This window comes from Cupriavidus necator (genome assembly GCF_013141915.1).
GTDB classification, from domain to species: Bacteria; Pseudomonadota; Gammaproteobacteria; order Burkholderiales; family Burkholderiaceae; genus Cupriavidus; species Cupriavidus necator_B.
This window is the reverse complement of record NZ_SROX01000020.1, coordinates 101782-118092: the sequence shown is the minus strand read 5'-3', so window position 1 is coordinate 118092 and position 16311 is coordinate 101782. Positions and strand designations below refer to the sequence as shown.

Below are 16311 nucleotides of genomic sequence, written 5' to 3'. Positions count from 1 at the left end.
CCCGCTTTCAATATAGCCCCCGCCTATGCCCGGGAAAGGCCGAAAGCAGCGGTGGCACACGGCCGCCGAGGCAGCGCAGAAAAGCCAGCGGACTTGGTGTGCCAGCGCACGGCATGGCAGTCCCGACACTTGCCAACGACGGGAAAAGGCGCTATAAAGATGCTTCGTCGCCCGGCCAGAGGCCGATACGCAACGAAAATTCTCGAAGCGGCGCGCAATTTCCTGCCTTTCTGCCACGCAGTGCAGCATAAATCCAGCGCCCGCGAAGAAAATCGTTCCAAGCTGACCCAAGCCAACGCCTTTTTCCGCCATGTCCGCTAAGTTTTATTTTTACTTTTTTAGCGATCTCACACCGCTGGCGGATAGGGAGGGATGGCTGTAAGCAGCGCCCCGAATACAAAAAAGACCGCCAGCGACCCTGGCGGTTTTTTTATACCCGTTTGTTTTCCCCACACACTCACGACCTCACAAGAATCCTGGAGCCATCATGCTGAAGAACACCGACGACCTGCGCATCCGCGAACTCAAGGAGCTGCTGCCGCCCGCGCACCTGATCCGCGAGTTCGGCTGCTCCGAACAGGCTTCGGACGTGATCTACGGCGCGCGCCAGGCGATGCACCGCATCCTGCATGGCATGGATGACCGCCTGATTGTCATCATCGGCCCGTGCTCAATCCACGATACCCGCGCCGCGCTCGAATACGCCAAGCTGCTCAAGGTACAGCGCGAGCGCTTCGCCGGCGAGCTTGAGGTGGTGATGCGGGTGTACTTCGAGAAGCCGCGCACCACGGTGGGCTGGAAGGGGCTGATCAACGACCCGCACATGGACGGCAGCTTCAAGATCAACGACGGCCTGCGCACCGCCCGCGAGCTGCTGCTGAACATCAGCGAGATGGGCGTCCCCACCGGCACCGAGTACCTCGACATGATCAGCCCGCAGTACCTCGCCGACCTGGTCAGCTGGGGTGCGATCGGCGCGCGCACCACCGAGTCGCAGGTGCACCGTGAGCTGGCCTCGGGACTGTCGTGCCCGGTGGGCTTCAAGAACGGCACCGACGGCAACGTCAAGATCGCGGTCGACGCGATCAAGGCCGCATCGCAGCCGCACCACTTCCTGTCGGTGACCAAGGGGGGGCACTCGGCAATCGTATCGACCTCGGGCAACGAGGACTGCCACGTGATCCTGCGCGGCGGCAAGGCGCCCAACTACGACGCGGCCAGCGTGCAGGAAGCGTGCGACGCCATCGCCAAGGCCGGCCTGGCCTCGCGCCTGATGATCGACGCCTCGCACGCCAACAGCAGCAAGAAGCATGAAAACCAGATCCCGGTGTGCGCCGATATCGGCCGCCAGATTGCCGGTGGCGACCAGCGCATCATCGGCGTGATGGTCGAATCGCACCTGGTCGCGGGCCGGCAGGATCACGCCCAGGGCCAGCCGGTCGAGGACCTGACCTATGGCCAGTCCGTGACCGATGCGTGCATCGGCTGGGACGACTCGGTCAAGGTGCTCGAAGGGCTGGCCGAGTCGGTGCGCCAGCGCCGGCTGGTGTCGGGCAGCGGCAACTGAAGCCACCACGGCGGGCGCTCAGCCCCGCCGGCATGACAGCGGGGCTACATCCGGCTGTCATGCATGGCGCCGCCGCTGAGGTCCGCCAGTTCCGGCGTCACCTCCACGTAGCGCAGCAGTTTCCCGCCATGGCGGGCGGCAAACGCAGCCGCATCGGGCTGCGCCCTGAAGCTGGCCAGCGTCGGCCCCATCGAGCCGTGGCGCCGGCTGCCGGCCACATAGATGCCGGTGGTGGCGTCGAACCAGTGGCCGCGCGGCCGCTCCCAGTCGGCGCGGGCCATGTCCTGCACGAAGGCCGCGCGCACCGGCCGCAGCTGCTCTGGTCGCAGCAGCGCGTGGAACAACTCCACCGTATCGCAGAACCAGTGCGGGCGTGCCTCGCCCGCATAGAAGATCTGCGCCTTGGGCCCGGCGTAATCGGCCAGCAGCATGCCATCGAGCGAGCAGGCGGTGGTGGCGTCGAACGCTTCCGGCTGCGCGGCGGCATCCGCTTTGCGGCCGCAGCCGGCCACGAGTACAGCGCTGCCGGCAAGGGTCAGCAACAGGCGGCGGCGCTGCCATGAGAACGGGGTACAGAGCGGGGTACACATCAGCGGAAACTCCTGGCAGCAAGGCCCAGCGGCGCGGCGATCCACGCCAGCAGTGCCGCACCGGTCGGCCACGGGCTGGCCAGCGCGGGCGGCACGATGCTGGCAACGCCTCCGGCGCTACGCAGCTGGTCCAATGAAAAGGCATTGACGATGCGGAACAGGTCGGCGGGATTGAGCAACAGCAGCCACGCGATCCAGTCGGTGGCGGCGTGCTGGTCGCCGCTGCCGGCGACCAGCATGCCTAGCAGCAGCAGATCGAACACCAGCACGAAGAAGAACCACAGCCCGATCGCCAGTCCCGACGCCTGCGCGCGGTCGCGGCTCAGCACCGACAGCCACAGCGCCAGGCTCAGGAATGCCAGCCCGAGCAGCACGGCACTGGCGACGAAGCCGAGGTAGTGATACAGCCCGGCCCAGCCGAACTGGCGCGCCAGCAGCAGCGCCATCAGCGCAAAGCCGCCGGCCGTGGCCAGCACCAGCGCGGCGGCCAGCCCGAGGTACTTGCCCAGCAGCAGCTCGGCGCGCGTCAGCGGCAGCGACAGCAGCAGGTCCAGCGAGCCGCGCTCGCGCTCGCCCACCACGGCGTCGAAGCCCAGCAGTAGCGCGATCATCGGCACCAGGTAGATCACCAGGCTGGCGAGGCTGGTGATGACAAGCTCCAGCGAGCGCGGGCCCAGCACGCCCTGCTCCGCGCCGCCGAAGTAACCGATCGCCAGCGACAGCGCCGTGAACACCGCGGCCACCGCCAGCACCCAGCGGTTGCGCAGGCGGTCGCGAAACTCCTTGCCGGCCAGTGCGGCCACCTGCCTGGCGTCGAACCACGCGCCCATGCTTATCCCCTCATCCCGAGAAACAGGTCCTCGAGCGACGGCTCGCGGATCTGCAGGTCCAGCAGCCGGCCGGTGAGCGGCTGCACGGCGGCCAGCACCGCCATCTTGGCGGCGGGCGGACAGCGCACGGCCAATGCACTGCCCGGCGCGCTGTCGATCTCCAGCCCAGGCAGCGCGCGCAGCCTGCGCAAGGCCTCGTCGCGAGCGCCCGCCTCGACCCGCAGCACCAGCGTCAGCGGCAGGCCGGCCCGGGCGCGCAGCGCCGCCAGGGTGCCGGCGGCCTGCAGCCGCCCCGCGGACAGGATGGCAAAGCGGTCGATGCGCTGCTGCAGCTCGGCCAGGATGTGCGAGGTGATGACGATGGTCACCCCGCTCGCGCGCAGCGCGTTGAGCATGGCGTAGAAGTCGCGGATCGCGGCGGGGTCAAGGCCATTGGTCGGCTCGTCCAGGAACAGCACGCGCGGCGCGCCCAGCAGCGCCTGCGCAAACCCCAGCCGTTGCCGCATGCCTTTCGAGTACTCGCGCACCGGACGCGCGGCGGCGTCGGACAGGCCCACCTGTGCCAGCATCGGCATGCACGCTTGCGCCGGCACGCCCTTGAGCCGCGCAAAGAAGTGCAAGGTCTCGAGCCCGCTCAGGTTGTCGTACAGCACCAGGTGCTCGGGCAGGTAGCCGATGCCGCGGCGTGCGGCACGGAACGCGCGCGTGCCCACGGCGGCGCCGGCGACGGCCAGCGTGCCCCGCGTCGGCGGCAACAGGCCCAGCATCATCCGGAACAGCGTGCTCTTGCCCGCGCCGTTATGGCCGATCAGCCCAAGCAGCTCGCCCTGCCCGACGCTCAGGCTGACATCGTCGACGGCGCGCAGCGCGCCGAAGTGCTTGCTGACGCCGGACAGCACGATGGTGGCCATGGCCGGATCAATGGCTGGCCTCGGCCGGCGCATGCCATTGCCTCCAGTTGGCGCGGGCCGGACGCATGCGCGGATATTGGTCGACCACGCCCGGCACCCGGATCACGGGAAACTGGCGCCCGGCCAGCCGCAGCGCCTGCAGCGCGGGGCTGCCCAGCAGCAGCGTCACGCCCGGATAGCGCCAGCTGAGCCGGTCGACCAGGTCATTGGCGCGGTACGGGATATCGCCCACGCCGTCGGCATCGCGATCCCAGCCCAGATAGTTTCCCCAGTAGTTGCCGTGCTGCCTTTCGGCCGGGTTGCGTCCGCCCCAGGGCTCGTCGCGCGCGCCGACATAGCGCACCGGCTCGCGGTTGCCGATAAAGTCGTTGCCCTGCACCACGTTGCGGGTCGATCCCGCCGACAGGTGCACGCCGATGGCGTTGCCCAGCACAAGGTTGTTGCGCAACTGCGCATATTCGACATCGTAGATAAAGAAGCCGCGCGCGTTATCGGCCACCACGTTGCCCTCCACCACCGAGTCCTGCAGCGTGCGCAGCATGATGCCGTGATCGGCGTTGGCCCAGGTGCGGTTGTTGCGAACGACCTGGTCGCGCACTTCCATCAGTGCCAGTCCGCCGCGGTTGCGGTAGCTGTCGTTGCCTTCCCACAGGTTGTGGTACGAATTCATGTAATGGGTGCCATAGCGGCTATGGTGCAGCCGGTTGCCGCGAAACACCGCGTGGTGCGAGACGTCGACATAGAGCGCGTCGCGCACGAAGCTGATGTGGTTGTCGAGAATGCGCGCGCCGCGCGTGTTGTAGAGTTGCACGCCGTTGCCGCGCTGCGCCGAGTTGTAGTCGCGCTTGCCGGTGATGGTGTTGGCCTCGATGCGGACCTCGTCGGCCTTTTCGATCCACAGGCCGAACAGGTTATAGGTCAGCTCGCAGTGGCGCACCACGGCACGGTGCGCGCCGGGCTGGATGGTGATGCCGGCGTTCTGGTCCTTCAGGCTGTCGCCGGAGTCGCGCACGATCAGTCCCTCGACCACCACGTCGGGCGCGGCGATGCGCAGCGTATCGCCGCGCAGTGCGCCGCTCAGCGTGGGCCGCGCGATACCGCGCAGGACCAGCGGCTTGCCGACGGTAAAGTTGCCGGTGTAGTGGCCGCGCGCAATCTCGATGGTGTCGCCCGCCCCCGCGGCCTCGATCGCCGCCTGCAGCGACTGGCCGGGCTGCACACGCCAGGTCGCGGCCTGCGCAAACGCCGAGCCGCAGGCAAGCCATAGCAGCGCGATACCAGGCAGCAGCTTCATGCGAGCAGCCTCCCCATCGCCTTCAGCGCCAGCAACAGCACGGCACCCACCAGCAGGTTCTTGAAGCCGACATAGCTGAGCATGTCCATCACGGTGGCGCGTCGATGGCGGCCGCGCCACCATGGGCCATCCTTGACATAGCGTTTTGCCGACAGGCGGATCACCACCTCGTAGAGGCTCCAGCCCAGCCACCAGCCGATCACCGCGCCGGCGCGAAGGTGCCCGCTGGCCGCCAGCGCCCACGCCACGGTTGCCGCCAGTGCCACCGCCACCCCCGCCAGCTGCAACGCGGCGGCTGAGCGCCAGCCCGGCCCGCTCCATGGCCACAAGTGATCCCACAGCTCAGCGCCCCAGCGCGCGGCGCCGGCCGTGGCCGCGTAAGGCGGCGTAACGCGGTCGGTCGGCATGCGCGGATCGGCGCCAGGCGGCTGCGCCGCATCGGCCGGCACCGGCACCAACGCAATGAAATACCCGTTGCCTGCCACCGGCGTCAGCGGCAACCCATCGCGCTCGCGCCGCTTGCGTTCGCGTGCCAGCGGCGGGCAGCCGCGCGTATCGGTATAGAGCACCATGCAGTCGAGGCAATGCAGGCATTCGCGCTGGTCGATGCGGCCATCGGCATCGATCGCCTGCGCACCGCAGCCCGCCGCGCACGCCTTGCAACGGTTGCAGTCAGGCTTGCGCCGCAGGCCAAACCAGCGGAACGTGCTCGGCATTGCCAGGGCCGCGCCGAGCGGGCACAGGTACTTGCAGTAAGGCCGCTCGATGAACAGCGACAGCCCCAGCAGCGCGCACGCGAACAGCCCGTACGGCCACGCGCGGTTCGGGATGCCGACCAGGAAGGTGGTCTTGAACGGCTCGATCTCCGCCAGCCGCTCGGCCAGCCCCATCGAGAACACCGAGACCGCCAGCAGCGCGAAGAACACGCCGTACTTGACCCACTTGAGCCGGTCGTGCCAACGCCGCGGAAACTGCCGCTGCCATCGTTTCAGCCCCAGGAAACGGCCCAGCTTGAAGATCGCCTCGGACAGCGAGCCAAACGGGCACAGCCAGCCGCAGAACAGTCCGCGTCCGAACAGCAGCACCGTGGCAATAATGAAGATCCAGAAGCAGAAGATAAAAGGATCGCTCAGGAACAAGGCCCAGTCCCAGCGCAGCAGCAACGCATGGAACCAGGTCAGCACCTGCGTGACCGAAGGCTGCGCCATGGCGCCAAACCCCACGAATACGATGCTGATGGCCCAGGCTGTGTACTTGAACGCGTTCACCGGCCACTTCTGCTTGTGGGTGGCGCGCCGCGTCAGGCGGTCGCGCAGCGCGTAGACCAGCGTGACCGCCCCCAGCAGCGCCACGAACAGCGCGATGGTGCCGGCCTGGCGGCGCCAGACCTCGCGCCACGGCGCCTCGGGTACGTCGATGTGGGGGCGGCCGCCTTGCAGCAGCGCCCCTGGCAGCCAGTACGGCGCGTCGAAGCTGGCAAAGCTGCGCGTGCCGGTGGCGCGGTCGACCCGGTTGCCAAGGAACGACAACTGCCACGGATACGCCGCGGAAAAGGCCGGCGAGCGGATCACGAAGATCGCCGACTCGGTTGCTGCGGGCGCGCCCTGCGCGGCCACGCCATACAGGTTCAGGTAGTCGAGGTCGCGGAAGGTGAAGGCGTCGGCGCCCTGGCGCACCTGTACCCGGTCATAGATGCCGCCACGCACGAAGCCCGAGCCCTTGAACGACTCGGTGCCCGCGGTGCGGATCACGAAGATGGCGTGCTCACCCGGCCGCAGCTGCGCGCGCAGCCCCTGCCAGCCGGCATCGCCCAGCACGCTGCGCCCGATATCGGGATGGTCGAGGTTGCCGAACCACAACTCGATGAACGGTCCGTTGCCGCCCGGCAGGCCAACCTGCGCCGGCTGCACCAGCAGGCGCTGCACCGCGCCCATCGTCACCAGCTGGGGCCAGCCGTAGTGGGCGCCGCTTGCCACGAACTGTGCCGGCGCGCGCCGCGTCGGCGCCAGGATGCCGACCTGCCGCGCCACCGCCGCGCCAGACGCGGTCAGCACCTGGTTCTGCGCGATCACCGTCACCGTGGCCCCGGAAATGGCATCGACCCCGACCACGCCTTGGTCGGGGCGCGACTGCCCCACTTCAATCTTGTCGGCGACCGACTTGCCGACGTACTGCCGGTTGAAATCCAGCAGTGCCGATTCCGGGATGCCCAGCAACAGGATTGGCTCCGAATGCTTCAGCACCTTGACGCCGGCATAGCGGCCCTGCGTATCCATGCCGATCAGGGTCACCACCGGCTTGCCCGAATACGCCGGCGTATCGGTGATATCGGTGGACAGCATGACGTAGCCAAGCAGCTCGCGCGTGCCGCCCGGGCCCGTACGATAGCCCTCGACATAGGGCGGCTGGCCCATGCGCGCCGAAAAATGCGTGGCGCCGGGCAGCACCTGCGCGCACGGCACCAGCGCGCACAGATCGGCCGCGGTGGCCAGTTGCGGCGGCAGTTCGGCCTCGTAGGCGCCCGCATGCGCTGGCGAGACCGGGCCGAGCGGCAGCAGCCACGCGGCCAGGACTGCCACGAGTCCTTTGAAGATTGCGTGCATCATGGAAAATCAGCGGGCGGAGCGCCGCGCGCAACGCTCCGCAAACCCGTCTCAGGCCTCGACGATCATGCGGCTGCGCATCTCGAGGTGCAGCGCATGGCAGAAGTGGGTGCAGTAGCACCAGAACACGCCGGGCTTGTCGGCGATGAAGGTCACCGACGCGGTCTCCTGCGGATTGACGATGAAGTTGATGTTGTACTTCGGGATGGCGAAGCCATGCGTCAGGTCTTCGATCTTGTCCAGGTTGGTCAGGATCAGCGTGACCTCGTCGCCGCGCTTCAGCTTGATCTCGCGCAGGCTGAACACCGGCGCCTGCGAGGTCAGCTTCACCGTCACCTTGCGGCCGTTGCGGAACACGCCGGATTGCTGCGCATCCTTGACCGCCAGCGGAAAGTCGTCGAGCGCGTAGACCTGCTTCGGGCGCAGCAGCTCGCGCCGGAAGATGATGAAGTCGTGCGGTTCGCTGTGCACCGGATGGTCCGCCAGCAACACCATCTTGTCGCCGGAGATGTCGATTAGCTGCTCGTTCTCGGCGTGCAGCGGACCCACCGGCAGGAAGCGGTCCTTGGAGAACTTGCAGCCCACCGCCAGGAACTTGCCGTCGGCGGCCACGGTCTCGGATTGCGAGGCATTGAGGTGGCCGGGCTGGTATTGCACGTCAAGCCGGTCCACCACGTACTTGGCACTCTTGTCGCCACGGTGGAAGCGGATCGCGGCGTCGATGTTCCACTTGACCACCTGGCTGTCGAGGAACAGCGTGGTGTAGGCATTGCCGCGGCCGTCGAAGGCGGTATGCAGCGGCCCCAGGCCCAGCTCGACCTCGGCGGCGATGGCGTCGTCCAGCCTGGCGAGCTTGCCGTCGAACCAGTCGAGCACCCTGGCCAGTTCGATCACCGTGGCCGTGGGCGACAGCTTGCCGGCGCAGATGAAGTACTTCTGGTCCGGGCTGGCATTGACGCCGTGGGGGTTCTTGGGCACCGATACATACGCGGTCAGTGCCGTGCGGGGATCCTGGTTGGCGGCACGCGTGCCGTCGACCACTGGCACCTTCGAGTCGCCGATGGTCTTGAACTTGCCGGCCTTGACGGCCGCCTCGATGCGGGCGATGTTGAAGAACAGGCAGGCATCGCGCTCGGCCGACATCATGTCCTCGAAGCGCACGCCCATTTCAACGTTGTACTGGTTGGTCGCGGCCAGCTTGCCGTCAAACGAGCTCGCCACCAGGTCGCAGTTGCCGTCGATCAGCACCTGCCAGCGCACTGCCATCGATTCGGCGTCGACGCAGGTGAACAGCGAGCGGTACTTGCGGCCGTCCTCGGTCGGCGCATTGGGCAGCGGCACGCCGAACTCGGCACCGCAGAATACGCGCGTTGTGTAGTTGATGGTGGCGTCGACGGGGTCGCGCTTGTCCGGAAAGATGCCGTGGAAGCCCTGCACATTGGGCAGCTCGGTGATCTTGTCGCAGATGAAGTAGTCAAGCCGGATGCGCGCCAGCCGCGCATTGATCTTGTCGTTGATCCAGGCATAGCGGCCGTCGTAGTTCCCGTCCTTGTACGAGGCATGCACGTGGTGGGTATCGCCCACGGTGTATTGCAGGCTGCCGTCGGGGCGGGTGCCCATTACGCGTTTCGATTCATTGGTGATGCCCCACCCCGTCAGGGCGTCCGGCCCGAAGCACGGAATCCGGTGCAGTTCGCGCCCGGAGGGCAAGCCCAGCACGCGCATGTCGCCGGCATGGCCGCCGCTCCACAGGCCGTAATAGGTATCCAACTCGCCTGGCTTGAGGTGCACGGTGGGGGCGGCGGTGTTGCCCGCATGGGCGGTGTGGGCGCCGGCGCCGCTGGCCGGCGTGGCCGCCACCGGCGCGCCGCCCTTGTCGGTACAGGCCGCCACCCCGGCAAGGCCGGCCAGCGCCGCGGTATTGATAAAGCGCCGCCGTCCCGGCGCGGCTGGTGCATCGTGGGGTGGCAGTGGATGCTGCGAATGCCTGGTCATCTTCGATCCTCGAACCGTCATGCAAAGGGCGGAGTCCGCTCCGCCGGCTGGCTGCTTGCTTTGTCTTGTGTTGGCTTGCTGCTGCCGGCTACAGATGGTCGAAGCAGTTGACGCGATCGGGCTTGATGATCGTCATGGTTCTCTTAAATATTCATTACTGATGCATGTTTTTCTCCGGCGCCGCGAACAGAATGGCGGCACGGCGGCGCCCGTTGCCGCTATCGCGATCGATACCACCCTCGTCATGCGCTTCAAGACCCTGCTGCTCACACAGTCCTCCACCACTTCCATCGCCCGCCTCGACCACATGCGCCGCGCCATGGTTGGCGGCGCCGCGGGCTTGCCGCTGCTCGCCACCGGGATGTTCGTGCGGCCGGCGCTGGCCGATGCCACCGTCACGCATGCATCGCGCCGTTTGCTGGGTACGCGCGTGGACATCGTCGTGCAGCACGGCAGCCACGGCGCGGTTCAGGCGGCCATCGCCGCGGCCTTTGCCGAGATGGCGCGGCTGGAGCAATTGATGAGCCGCTATCGCCCCGACAGCCAGGTCAGCGCACTGCAGCGTGCGGCGGGCCGCCACCCGGTGCGCGTAGCCCCCGAACTGATGGCGGTGCTGCAGGCCGCCGCGGCAGTTTCCGCACGGTGCCGTGGCGCTTTCGATATCACGGTCGGGGCCTTCGCCGGCTGGCGCTTCGGCGCGGATGGCAGCCGCGTGCCCGACGCCGCCGAACTGGCGCGCGCACGCCCGCTGGTGGACTACCGGCAGGTCGTGCTCGACGCCCGGCGCGGCGAGGTCATGCTGGCCCGCCCGGGCATGCGCCTGGACCTGGGCGGCATTGCCAAGCTGCCGATCCTGGAAGCGGGCATGCAGGTGCTGCGGCGCCACGGCCTGGCCAACGCGATGGTCAACGGCGGCGGGGACGTGCTGGCTATGGGCCAGCTGCAAGGGCGCGACTGGCGCATTGGCGTGCGCGACCCGCTGGCGCCGGCACGGCTGCTTGGCGTGCTGCAGGTAGCCGATGCCGTGGTGGCATCATCAGGCGACTACGAGCGCTGCTTTGTCGCCGGGGGCCGGCGCTATCACCATGTGCTGGATCCCGCTACCGGCCTGCCGACGGCCGGCCCCCGCGGCGTGACGCTGGTGGCGCCGGGCGCGGCGGCGGTCAACGGGCTGGGCGCCGCGCTGATGGTGGCCGGCCAGCCCGGCTGGAAACGGCTGACAAGCGGGCTCGCTGGCGTCGACGGGCTGGTGGTTGGCGATGGCGGCCGCTGGATGTCACCTGGCATGGCACACAGGCTGCGGCAAGCCTGAATGCGCGCCGCGGGCGAAAAAAAACCGCTTCCAGCGAAGCGGCTTTCTTGCGTGCAGGCGGCCAGCGCCGGCCGTTGCGGTTATTTCTTCAGCACCAGGTCGCCCGGCAGCGACTCGATGTAGGCGGCCATGTCCTTCAGCTCCTTGCGCGTGAACGGACGCGGCTTGCCGGCCTTGTCGGTGACCGCCGGGTTGGCGTTGACCTGGCCGGCCATGATCGCGTTGGAGCGGCCCACCAGCGCATTGCCCGACACCTGGTAGGACATCAGCGCGTGATACAGGTAGTCGGCATGCTGGCCGGCCAGCTTGGGGTAGTCGGGCGAGATCGGCTTGTTCATGCCGGCGCCATGGCAGGCCACGCAGTTGCCCTTTTCCACCAGGGTCTTGCCGTGGGCAAGGTCGGCGGCCGAGGCCGGCATGGCGGCAGCACCCAGCACGAGTGCGCCGAGCGCGAACGAAAGCGTCTTGAGCGTCTTCATGTGGGTTCTCTTACTTGAGGGCATTGTTCTGCGTACCGGTCTTCTGCTGCGAGTAGTAGGCCGCCACGTTGGCGATGTCCTGCTCGGTCAGCGTCGCGGCGATGCTGCGCATGGTCGGGTGCTTGCGCTCGCCCTTCTGGTAGGCCTTCAGCGCATTCTCGATGTACTTGGCGCTCTGGCCGCCCAGCATCGGCACTTCATAGATCTCGGGGAAGGACGCACGGTAGCCCGGAATGCCGTGGCATCCGATGCACATTGCAACCTTGTCCTTGGCAGCGTCTCCATTGCCCTTGACTTCCTGTGCCTGCACGGCCGTTGCAGCCGCGCCCAGCACCACCATCGTGAGGAGCTTTTTCATTGTCTTTGCGGATTGGAAGTTAAACCGTGTGACCTGCCCTGCCGGGCGGAGACGGTTTCAGAATGCTTCTGCGGAGCCACCCGGGCAGCCAGTCGGTTGGCCGAGGTGCAACCCGCCAGAGATGTCGCATCCGGTTGGTTTGCCGGGGTGTGGAACACCATTCTGGAACCACCTCGCGCAATCGCCGCGACCCGGAAGGGCCGCTGGGACTTCTGAACGCGGACTGCCGGATGCTGGAGAACTGGACGTGGGGGCGCGTCAAACCGCCGCATTGTACCGCAGCCGGCACCTGCCAGTCCAGCCAGCGTCCGGGGACGGCGGAACGCCGTCTGCCCGCCCCAACACGAACCGCAAAGGTCTTTTATACTGGCCCATCCCGGGAAACTGCACGACCGTTCGCGGACGCTGCCGCGAGCCGCACGCGAGCGCCCTGCACCGGCCCCTGGTTCCATAACGAAAGCGCGCGTCACAGCGCGAAGAGACCGCGCCAAGCACGCCAACCCGGCCCTCGCCTGCGAGCGGCCGCCACCTCAGGTTGCCTCATGTCAAACACCGCCAACGCTTCCGCCCACGCCTCCTCCCAGCCGGTCCGCTTCGAAGGCAGCGACCAGTACGTTGCCACCGACGACCTCAAGCTGGCCGTCAATGCCGCGCGCACGCTGCAGCGCCCGCTGCTGATCAAGGGCGAGCCCGGCACCGGCAAGACCATGCTGGCCGAGGAAGTCGCCGCCGCGCTGGGCATGCCGCTGCAGCAATGGCATATCAAGTCGACCACCAAGGCGCAGCAGGGCCTGTACGAGTACGACGCGGTGTCGCGCCTGCGCGACTCGCAGCTGGGCGACGACCGCGTCCACGACATCCGCAACTACATCGTCAAGGGCGTGCTGTGGCAGGCTTTCGAGGCCGATGAACAGGTGGTGCTGCTGATCGACGAGATCGACAAGGCCGACATCGAATTCCCCAACGACCTGCTGCGCGAACTCGACCGCATGGAGTTCTATGTCTACGAGACCCGCGAACTGGTCAAGGCGAAGCATCGCCCGCTGGTGATCATCACCTCGAACAACGAGAAGGAACTGCCCGACGCCTTCCTGCGCCGCTGCTTTTTCCACTACATCAAGTTCCCCGATGCCGAGACGATGCAGCAGATCGTCGACGTGCACTATCCCGGCATCAAGCGCGAGCTGGTCGCCGCCGCGCTGGAATCGTTCTACGAGATGCGCAACCTGCCGGGCCTGAAGAAAAAGCCGTCCACGTCGGAGTTGATCGACTGGCTCAAGCTGCTGATGGCCGAGGACATCCCGCCCGAGGCGCTGAAGAGCCCGGACAAGAAGGCCGCGATCCCGCCGCTGCACGGCGCGCTGCTGAAGAACGAGCAGGACGTGCACCTGTTCGAGCGCCTGGTGTTCATGAACCGCGCCAACCGCTGACGGGCAGCACCGCCATGACCGCGTTCGTCAAACCCGTCACGCTGGTGGGCCGGCATGCCACGCTGGAACCGCTGCGCGCCGAGCACGCCGACGGCCTGCGCACTGCCTGCGCCGACGGCGAACTGTGGAAGCTCTGGTACACCAGCGTGCCGGCGCCCGAGCGCATGGAGGCCGAGATCGCGCGGCGCCTGGGCCTGCAGCAGCAGGGCGCGATGCTGCCGTTCGCGGTGCGTGATGCCGCGGGCGAGCTGGCCGGCATGACCACCTACATGAACATCGACGCGGCCAACCGGCGCGTGGAGATCGGCTCGACCTGGTATGCGCGGCGGGTCCAGCGCACGCCGCTGAACACCGAGTGCAAGCTGATGCTGCTGGGCCATGCCTTCGACCATCTCGACTGCATCGCCGTGGAATTCCGCACGCACTGGATGAACCAGCAGAGCCGCGCCGCGATCGCCCGCCTGGGCGCCAGGCAGGACGGCGTGCTGCGCAACCATATGCGCATGCCGGATGGCTCGCTGCGCGACACCGTGGTGTTTTCGATCATCGCCAGCGAATGGCCGGCGGTGCGGCAACACCTGCAATTCCAGCTCGAGCGGCCGCGCTGACGCGCCCGCCGACTGAAAGCGAGGCACCATGCTGATCGATTTCTTCTTCTCGCTGCGCCACGCCAAGCTGCCGGTCTCGGTCAAGGAATACCTGACCATGCTGGAAGCACTCAAGGCGCAGGTCATCACGCCCTCCATCGACGAGTTCTACTACCTGTCGCGGATGACGCTGGTGAAGGACGAGAAGCACTTCGACAAGTTCGACCAGACCTTCGCCGCCTACTTCAAGGGGGTCGAGAGCCTGGTCGACTGGAAGTCCGACATTCCGCTCGACTGGCTGCAGAAGACGCTGGAGCGCGAGCTGTCGCCCGAGGAAAAGGCCAAGATCGAGGCCATGGGCGGCCTCGACAAGCTGATGGAGCGCCTCAAGCAACTGCTCGAGGAACAGAAGGAAAAGCACGAAGGCGGCAACAAGTGGATTGGCACCGGCGGCACCTCACCGTTCGGCCACGGCGGCTACAACCCCGAGGGCATCCGCATCGGCGGCCCGTCCAAGGGCAACCGCACCGCGATCAAGGTGTGGGAGGCGCGCGCCTACAAGGACTATGACGACCAGGTCGAGCTGGGCACGCGCAATATCAAGGTCGCGCTGCGCCGGCTGCGCCGCTTCGCCCGCGAAGGCGCCGACACCGAGCTGGACCTGGACGACACCATCCATGCCACCGCGGCCAATGCCGGCCTGCTCGACATCAAGCTGCGGCCGGAGCGCCATAACAAGGTCAAGGTGCTGATGCTGATGGACGTGGGCGGCTCGATGGACGACCACATCAAGCGCGTCGAGGAACTGTTCTCGGCCACCAAGACCGAGTTCAAGCACCTGGAGTACTACTACTTCCACAACTGCCTGTACGACTATGTGTGGAAGAACAACCGCCGCCGCCACGCCGAGAAGCTGGCCACGTGGGACCTGCTGCACAAGTACACGCCCGACTACAAGATCATCTTCGTCGGCGACGCCACCATGAGCCCGTACGAGATCTTGCAGCCGGGCGGTTCGGTCGAGTACAACAACGCCGAGGCTGGCGCGGTCTGGCTGAACCGGATGACCGAGCAGTTTCCGCACTTCGTCTGGCTCAACCCCGAACCCGAAGGGCTGTGGCAGTACCGGCAGTCGATCACGGTGATCAACCAGCTGATGAAGGGCCGCATGTACCCGGTCACGCTGGCAGGGCTGGAGCAGGCGATGAAGGTGCTGTCGAAGTAAGGCCTGAAACGCGAAACGCGCGCCGCAGCCAACGTCGCGCGAACGACGCCCCCCTCGCCCGCTATCGGGAGAGGGGAGCAAACCGGCGAATGCTGGAACCTCCGCCTCACCCTGGCCGCGCCAGGTCGGCCCCCTCCATCACCCACGTCCGGAACGTCCTGAGCGCCGGCAGGTGCTGCTTCTGCTCCGGGTAGCACAGGTAATAGCCCTTCTTTGCCAGCACCTGCGCGGGATGCGCCACCACCAGCGCGCCGGTGGCCAGCTCTTCTTCGATCAGGCAGCGCGGAATCAGCGCAATGCCGAGCCCCGACAGCGCCGCCTGCGTCAGCAGTGAAAACTGGTCGAAGCGCGCGCCGCTCCAGGCGTCGCGCGTCGGCAGGCCCAGCGTGGCGAACCAGTCGGGCCAGGCCTCGGGCACGGTGGTGTGGTGCAGCAGCGGATAGCGCAGCAACGCCGCCGGCGTCGGCGCCACGCCGTCAGGCTCGGGCGCCAGCAGGCCCGGCCGGCATACCGGCAAGACCTCGCGGCCGGTCATGTAATCGGCCAGGCTGCCGGGCCAGACGCCATCGCCGAAGCGGATCGCGGCGTCCAGGTCTGGCTCGGAAAAATCGTAGCCCTGGGCGTGCGGCACAAACTCCAGCGTCACCTCCGGATGGCGCGCGAAGAACTGCGGCAGGCGCGGGATCAGCCACTTGGCGCCCAGCGTGGGCATGCTGGCGATATGCAGCACCCCGCCCCGCCCCTGCCCCGCCATCAGCTCCACCGTGGCGGCCTCCAACTCGTTCAGGCTGGGGGCGATGCGCTCCAGGTAGCGCTCGCCGGCGGTGGTCAGCACCAGGCGCTGACGCACCCGCTGGAACAGTTCGACCCCGAGATAGGCCTCCAGGCTGCGCACCTGCTTGCTGACCGCGCCTTGCGTGACATGCAGCTCGCGGGCAGCTACGGTAAAGCTGTTATGGCGCGCGGCGGCCTCGAAGGCGTGCAACTCGGTCAGCGACGGACATAGGCGCCGCATAAATCACCTCTAATTCACTACCAAATGGAATGAGGTAGGGATTTTATTTCGTTTGCGGCGCGCTTGCTCGGTCGCGCAGAATCGTGAAACCCGCTTTATTCTTCCCTTGCCCTGG

Annotated in this window: 15 protein-coding genes; 6 read left to right on the top strand and 9 right to left on the bottom strand. The window is 67.2% G+C overall.

The genetic code is table 11. The features are described 5' to 3' along the window. Positions 1 to 159 precede the first annotated feature (159 nt). On the top strand, positions 160 to 321 hold the full coding sequence (locus E5S69_RS27385; RefSeq protein ID WP_171517594.1) for a hypothetical protein: 162 nt from the start codon (positions 160 to 162) through the stop codon (positions 319 to 321). 166 nt (positions 322 to 487) lie between these two features. Beyond that, on the top strand, positions 488 to 1567 hold the full coding sequence (gene aroG / locus E5S69_RS27380; protein ID WP_171517593.1) for a 3-deoxy-7-phosphoheptulonate synthase AroG: 1080 nt from the start codon (positions 488 to 490) through the stop codon (positions 1565 to 1567). Between the two features lie 44 nt (positions 1568 to 1611). On the opposite strand, the gene E5S69_RS27375 is transcribed toward aroG, so the two are convergent. From E5S69_RS27375 to nosZ, 6 genes are read right to left on the bottom strand one after another with little or no spacing between them, the layout of a single operon-like run. After that, positions 1612 to 2157 (bottom strand): nitrous oxide reductase accessory protein NosL, encoded by a 546-nt coding sequence (locus E5S69_RS27375; protein WP_171517592.1) that lies wholly within the window; start codon positions 2155 to 2157, stop codon positions 1612 to 1614. Then, a complete protein-coding gene (locus tag E5S69_RS27370) occupies positions 2157 to 2987 on the bottom strand; it encodes an ABC transporter permease (protein WP_171517591.1) in 831 nt (276 codons plus the stop codon). The genes E5S69_RS27375 and E5S69_RS27370 overlap by 1 nt, the downstream gene beginning before the upstream one ends. A gap of 2 nt (positions 2988 to 2989) precedes the next feature. Continuing rightward, positions 2990 to 3898 (bottom strand): ABC transporter ATP-binding protein, encoded by a 909-nt coding sequence (locus E5S69_RS27365; RefSeq protein WP_236901446.1) that lies wholly within the window; start codon positions 3896 to 3898, stop codon positions 2990 to 2992. Between the two features lie 7 nt (positions 3899 to 3905). Beyond that, complete coding sequence (locus E5S69_RS27360; protein ID WP_171517589.1) at positions 3906 to 5192, bottom strand: nitrous oxide reductase family maturation protein NosD; 1287 nt, start codon at positions 5190 to 5192, stop codon at positions 3906 to 3908. Next, the gene (locus tag E5S69_RS27355; RefSeq protein ID WP_423766669.1) at positions 5189 to 7798 is read right to left on the bottom strand and encodes a 4Fe-4S binding protein; all 2610 of its coding nucleotides are present in this window, start codon (positions 7796 to 7798) and stop codon (positions 5189 to 5191) included. Before E5S69_RS27355 ends, E5S69_RS27360 begins: the two co-directional genes overlap by 4 nt. A gap of 48 nt (positions 7799 to 7846) precedes the next feature. Next, positions 7847 to 9790, bottom strand: coding sequence for a TAT-dependent nitrous-oxide reductase (gene nosZ / locus E5S69_RS27350; RefSeq protein WP_171517588.1), 1944 nt, complete (start codon positions 9788 to 9790; stop codon positions 7847 to 7849). A 307-nt stretch (positions 9791 to 10097) separates the two neighbouring features. Here nosZ and E5S69_RS27345 point away from each other — a divergent pair, with 307 nt between their 5' ends. Beyond that, positions 10098 to 11102 (top strand): FAD:protein FMN transferase, encoded by a 1005-nt coding sequence (locus E5S69_RS27345; protein WP_171517626.1) that lies wholly within the window; start codon positions 10098 to 10100, stop codon positions 11100 to 11102. 80 nt (positions 11103 to 11182) lie between these two features. Here E5S69_RS27345 and E5S69_RS27340 read toward each other — a convergent pair whose 3' ends face one another. Together E5S69_RS27340 and E5S69_RS27335 are read right to left on the bottom strand one after the other, a co-directional pair. Further along, positions 11183 to 11581, bottom strand: coding sequence for a c-type cytochrome (locus tag E5S69_RS27340; protein WP_171517587.1), 399 nt, complete (start codon positions 11579 to 11581; stop codon positions 11183 to 11185). 10 nt (positions 11582 to 11591) lie between these two features. Next, complete coding sequence (locus E5S69_RS27335; RefSeq protein WP_171517586.1) at positions 11592 to 11939, bottom strand: c-type cytochrome; 348 nt, start codon at positions 11937 to 11939, stop codon at positions 11592 to 11594. Positions 11940 to 12481: 542 nt separating this feature from the next. Between E5S69_RS27335 and E5S69_RS27330 the strand changes: the two genes are divergently transcribed. From E5S69_RS27330 to E5S69_RS27320, 3 genes are read left to right on the top strand one after another with little or no spacing between them, the layout of a single operon-like run. Beyond that, positions 12482 to 13369 carry an AAA family ATPase gene (locus tag E5S69_RS27330; protein ID WP_171517585.1) on the top strand — a complete coding sequence of 296 codons (888 nt, stop codon included), beginning with the start codon at positions 12482 to 12484 and terminating at the stop codon, positions 13367 to 13369. Positions 13370 to 13383: 14 nt separating this feature from the next. Beyond that, positions 13384 to 13977, top strand: a complete 594-nt coding sequence (locus E5S69_RS27325) for a GNAT family N-acetyltransferase (protein ID WP_171517584.1) — start codon at positions 13384 to 13386, stop codon at positions 13975 to 13977. Positions 13978 to 14005: 28 nt separating this feature from the next. After that, entirely contained in the window at positions 14006 to 15181 is a 1176-nt protein-coding gene (locus tag E5S69_RS27320; RefSeq protein WP_171517583.1) for a vWA domain-containing protein, read from the top strand. A gap of 106 nt (positions 15182 to 15287) precedes the next feature. Here E5S69_RS27320 and E5S69_RS27315 read toward each other — a convergent pair whose 3' ends face one another. Next, on the bottom strand, positions 15288 to 16196 hold the full coding sequence (locus E5S69_RS27315) for a LysR substrate-binding domain-containing protein (RefSeq protein WP_171517582.1): 909 nt from the start codon (positions 16194 to 16196) through the stop codon (positions 15288 to 15290). Between the last annotated feature and the right edge of the window lie 115 nt (positions 16197 to 16311).

Bases quoted from the DNA above. Each gene is read 5' to 3' on its own strand.
- E5S69_RS27385 (WP_171517594.1), top strand. From the start codon at position 160: ATGCTTCGTCGCCCGGCCAGAGGCCGATACGCAACGAAAATTCTCGAA.
- aroG (WP_171517593.1), top strand. From the start codon at position 488: ATGCTGAAGAACACCGACGACCTGCGCATCCGCGAACTCAAGGAGCTG.
- E5S69_RS27375 (WP_171517592.1), bottom strand. From the start codon at position 2,157: ATGTGTACCCCGCTCTGTACCCCGTTCTCATGGCAGCGCCGCCGCCTG.
- E5S69_RS27370 (WP_171517591.1), bottom strand. From the start codon at position 2,987: ATGGGCGCGTGGTTCGACGCCAGGCAGGTGGCCGCACTGGCCGGCAAG.
- E5S69_RS27365 (WP_236901446.1), bottom strand. From the start codon at position 3,898: ATGGCCACCATCGTGCTGTCCGGCGTCAGCAAGCACTTCGGCGCGCTG.
- E5S69_RS27360 (WP_171517589.1), bottom strand. From the start codon at position 5,192: ATGAAGCTGCTGCCTGGTATCGCGCTGCTATGGCTTGCCTGCGGCTCG.
- E5S69_RS27355 (WP_423766669.1), bottom strand. From the start codon at position 7,798: ATGATGCACGCAATCTTCAAAGGACTCGTGGCAGTCCTGGCCGCGTGG.
- nosZ (WP_171517588.1), bottom strand. From the start codon at position 9,790: ATGACCAGGCATTCGCAGCATCCACTGCCACCCCACGATGCACCAGCC.
- E5S69_RS27345 (WP_171517626.1), top strand. From the start codon at position 10,098: ATGCGCCGCGCCATGGTTGGCGGCGCCGCGGGCTTGCCGCTGCTCGCC.
- E5S69_RS27340 (WP_171517587.1), bottom strand. From the start codon at position 11,581: ATGAAGACGCTCAAGACGCTTTCGTTCGCGCTCGGCGCACTCGTGCTG.
- E5S69_RS27335 (WP_171517586.1), bottom strand. From the start codon at position 11,939: ATGAAAAAGCTCCTCACGATGGTGGTGCTGGGCGCGGCTGCAACGGCC.
- E5S69_RS27330 (WP_171517585.1), top strand. From the start codon at position 12,482: ATGTCAAACACCGCCAACGCTTCCGCCCACGCCTCCTCCCAGCCGGTC.
- E5S69_RS27325 (WP_171517584.1), top strand. From the start codon at position 13,384: ATGACCGCGTTCGTCAAACCCGTCACGCTGGTGGGCCGGCATGCCACG.
- E5S69_RS27320 (WP_171517583.1), top strand. From the start codon at position 14,006: ATGCTGATCGATTTCTTCTTCTCGCTGCGCCACGCCAAGCTGCCGGTC.
- E5S69_RS27315 (WP_171517582.1), bottom strand. From the start codon at position 16,196: ATGCGGCGCCTATGTCCGTCGCTGACCGAGTTGCACGCCTTCGAGGCC.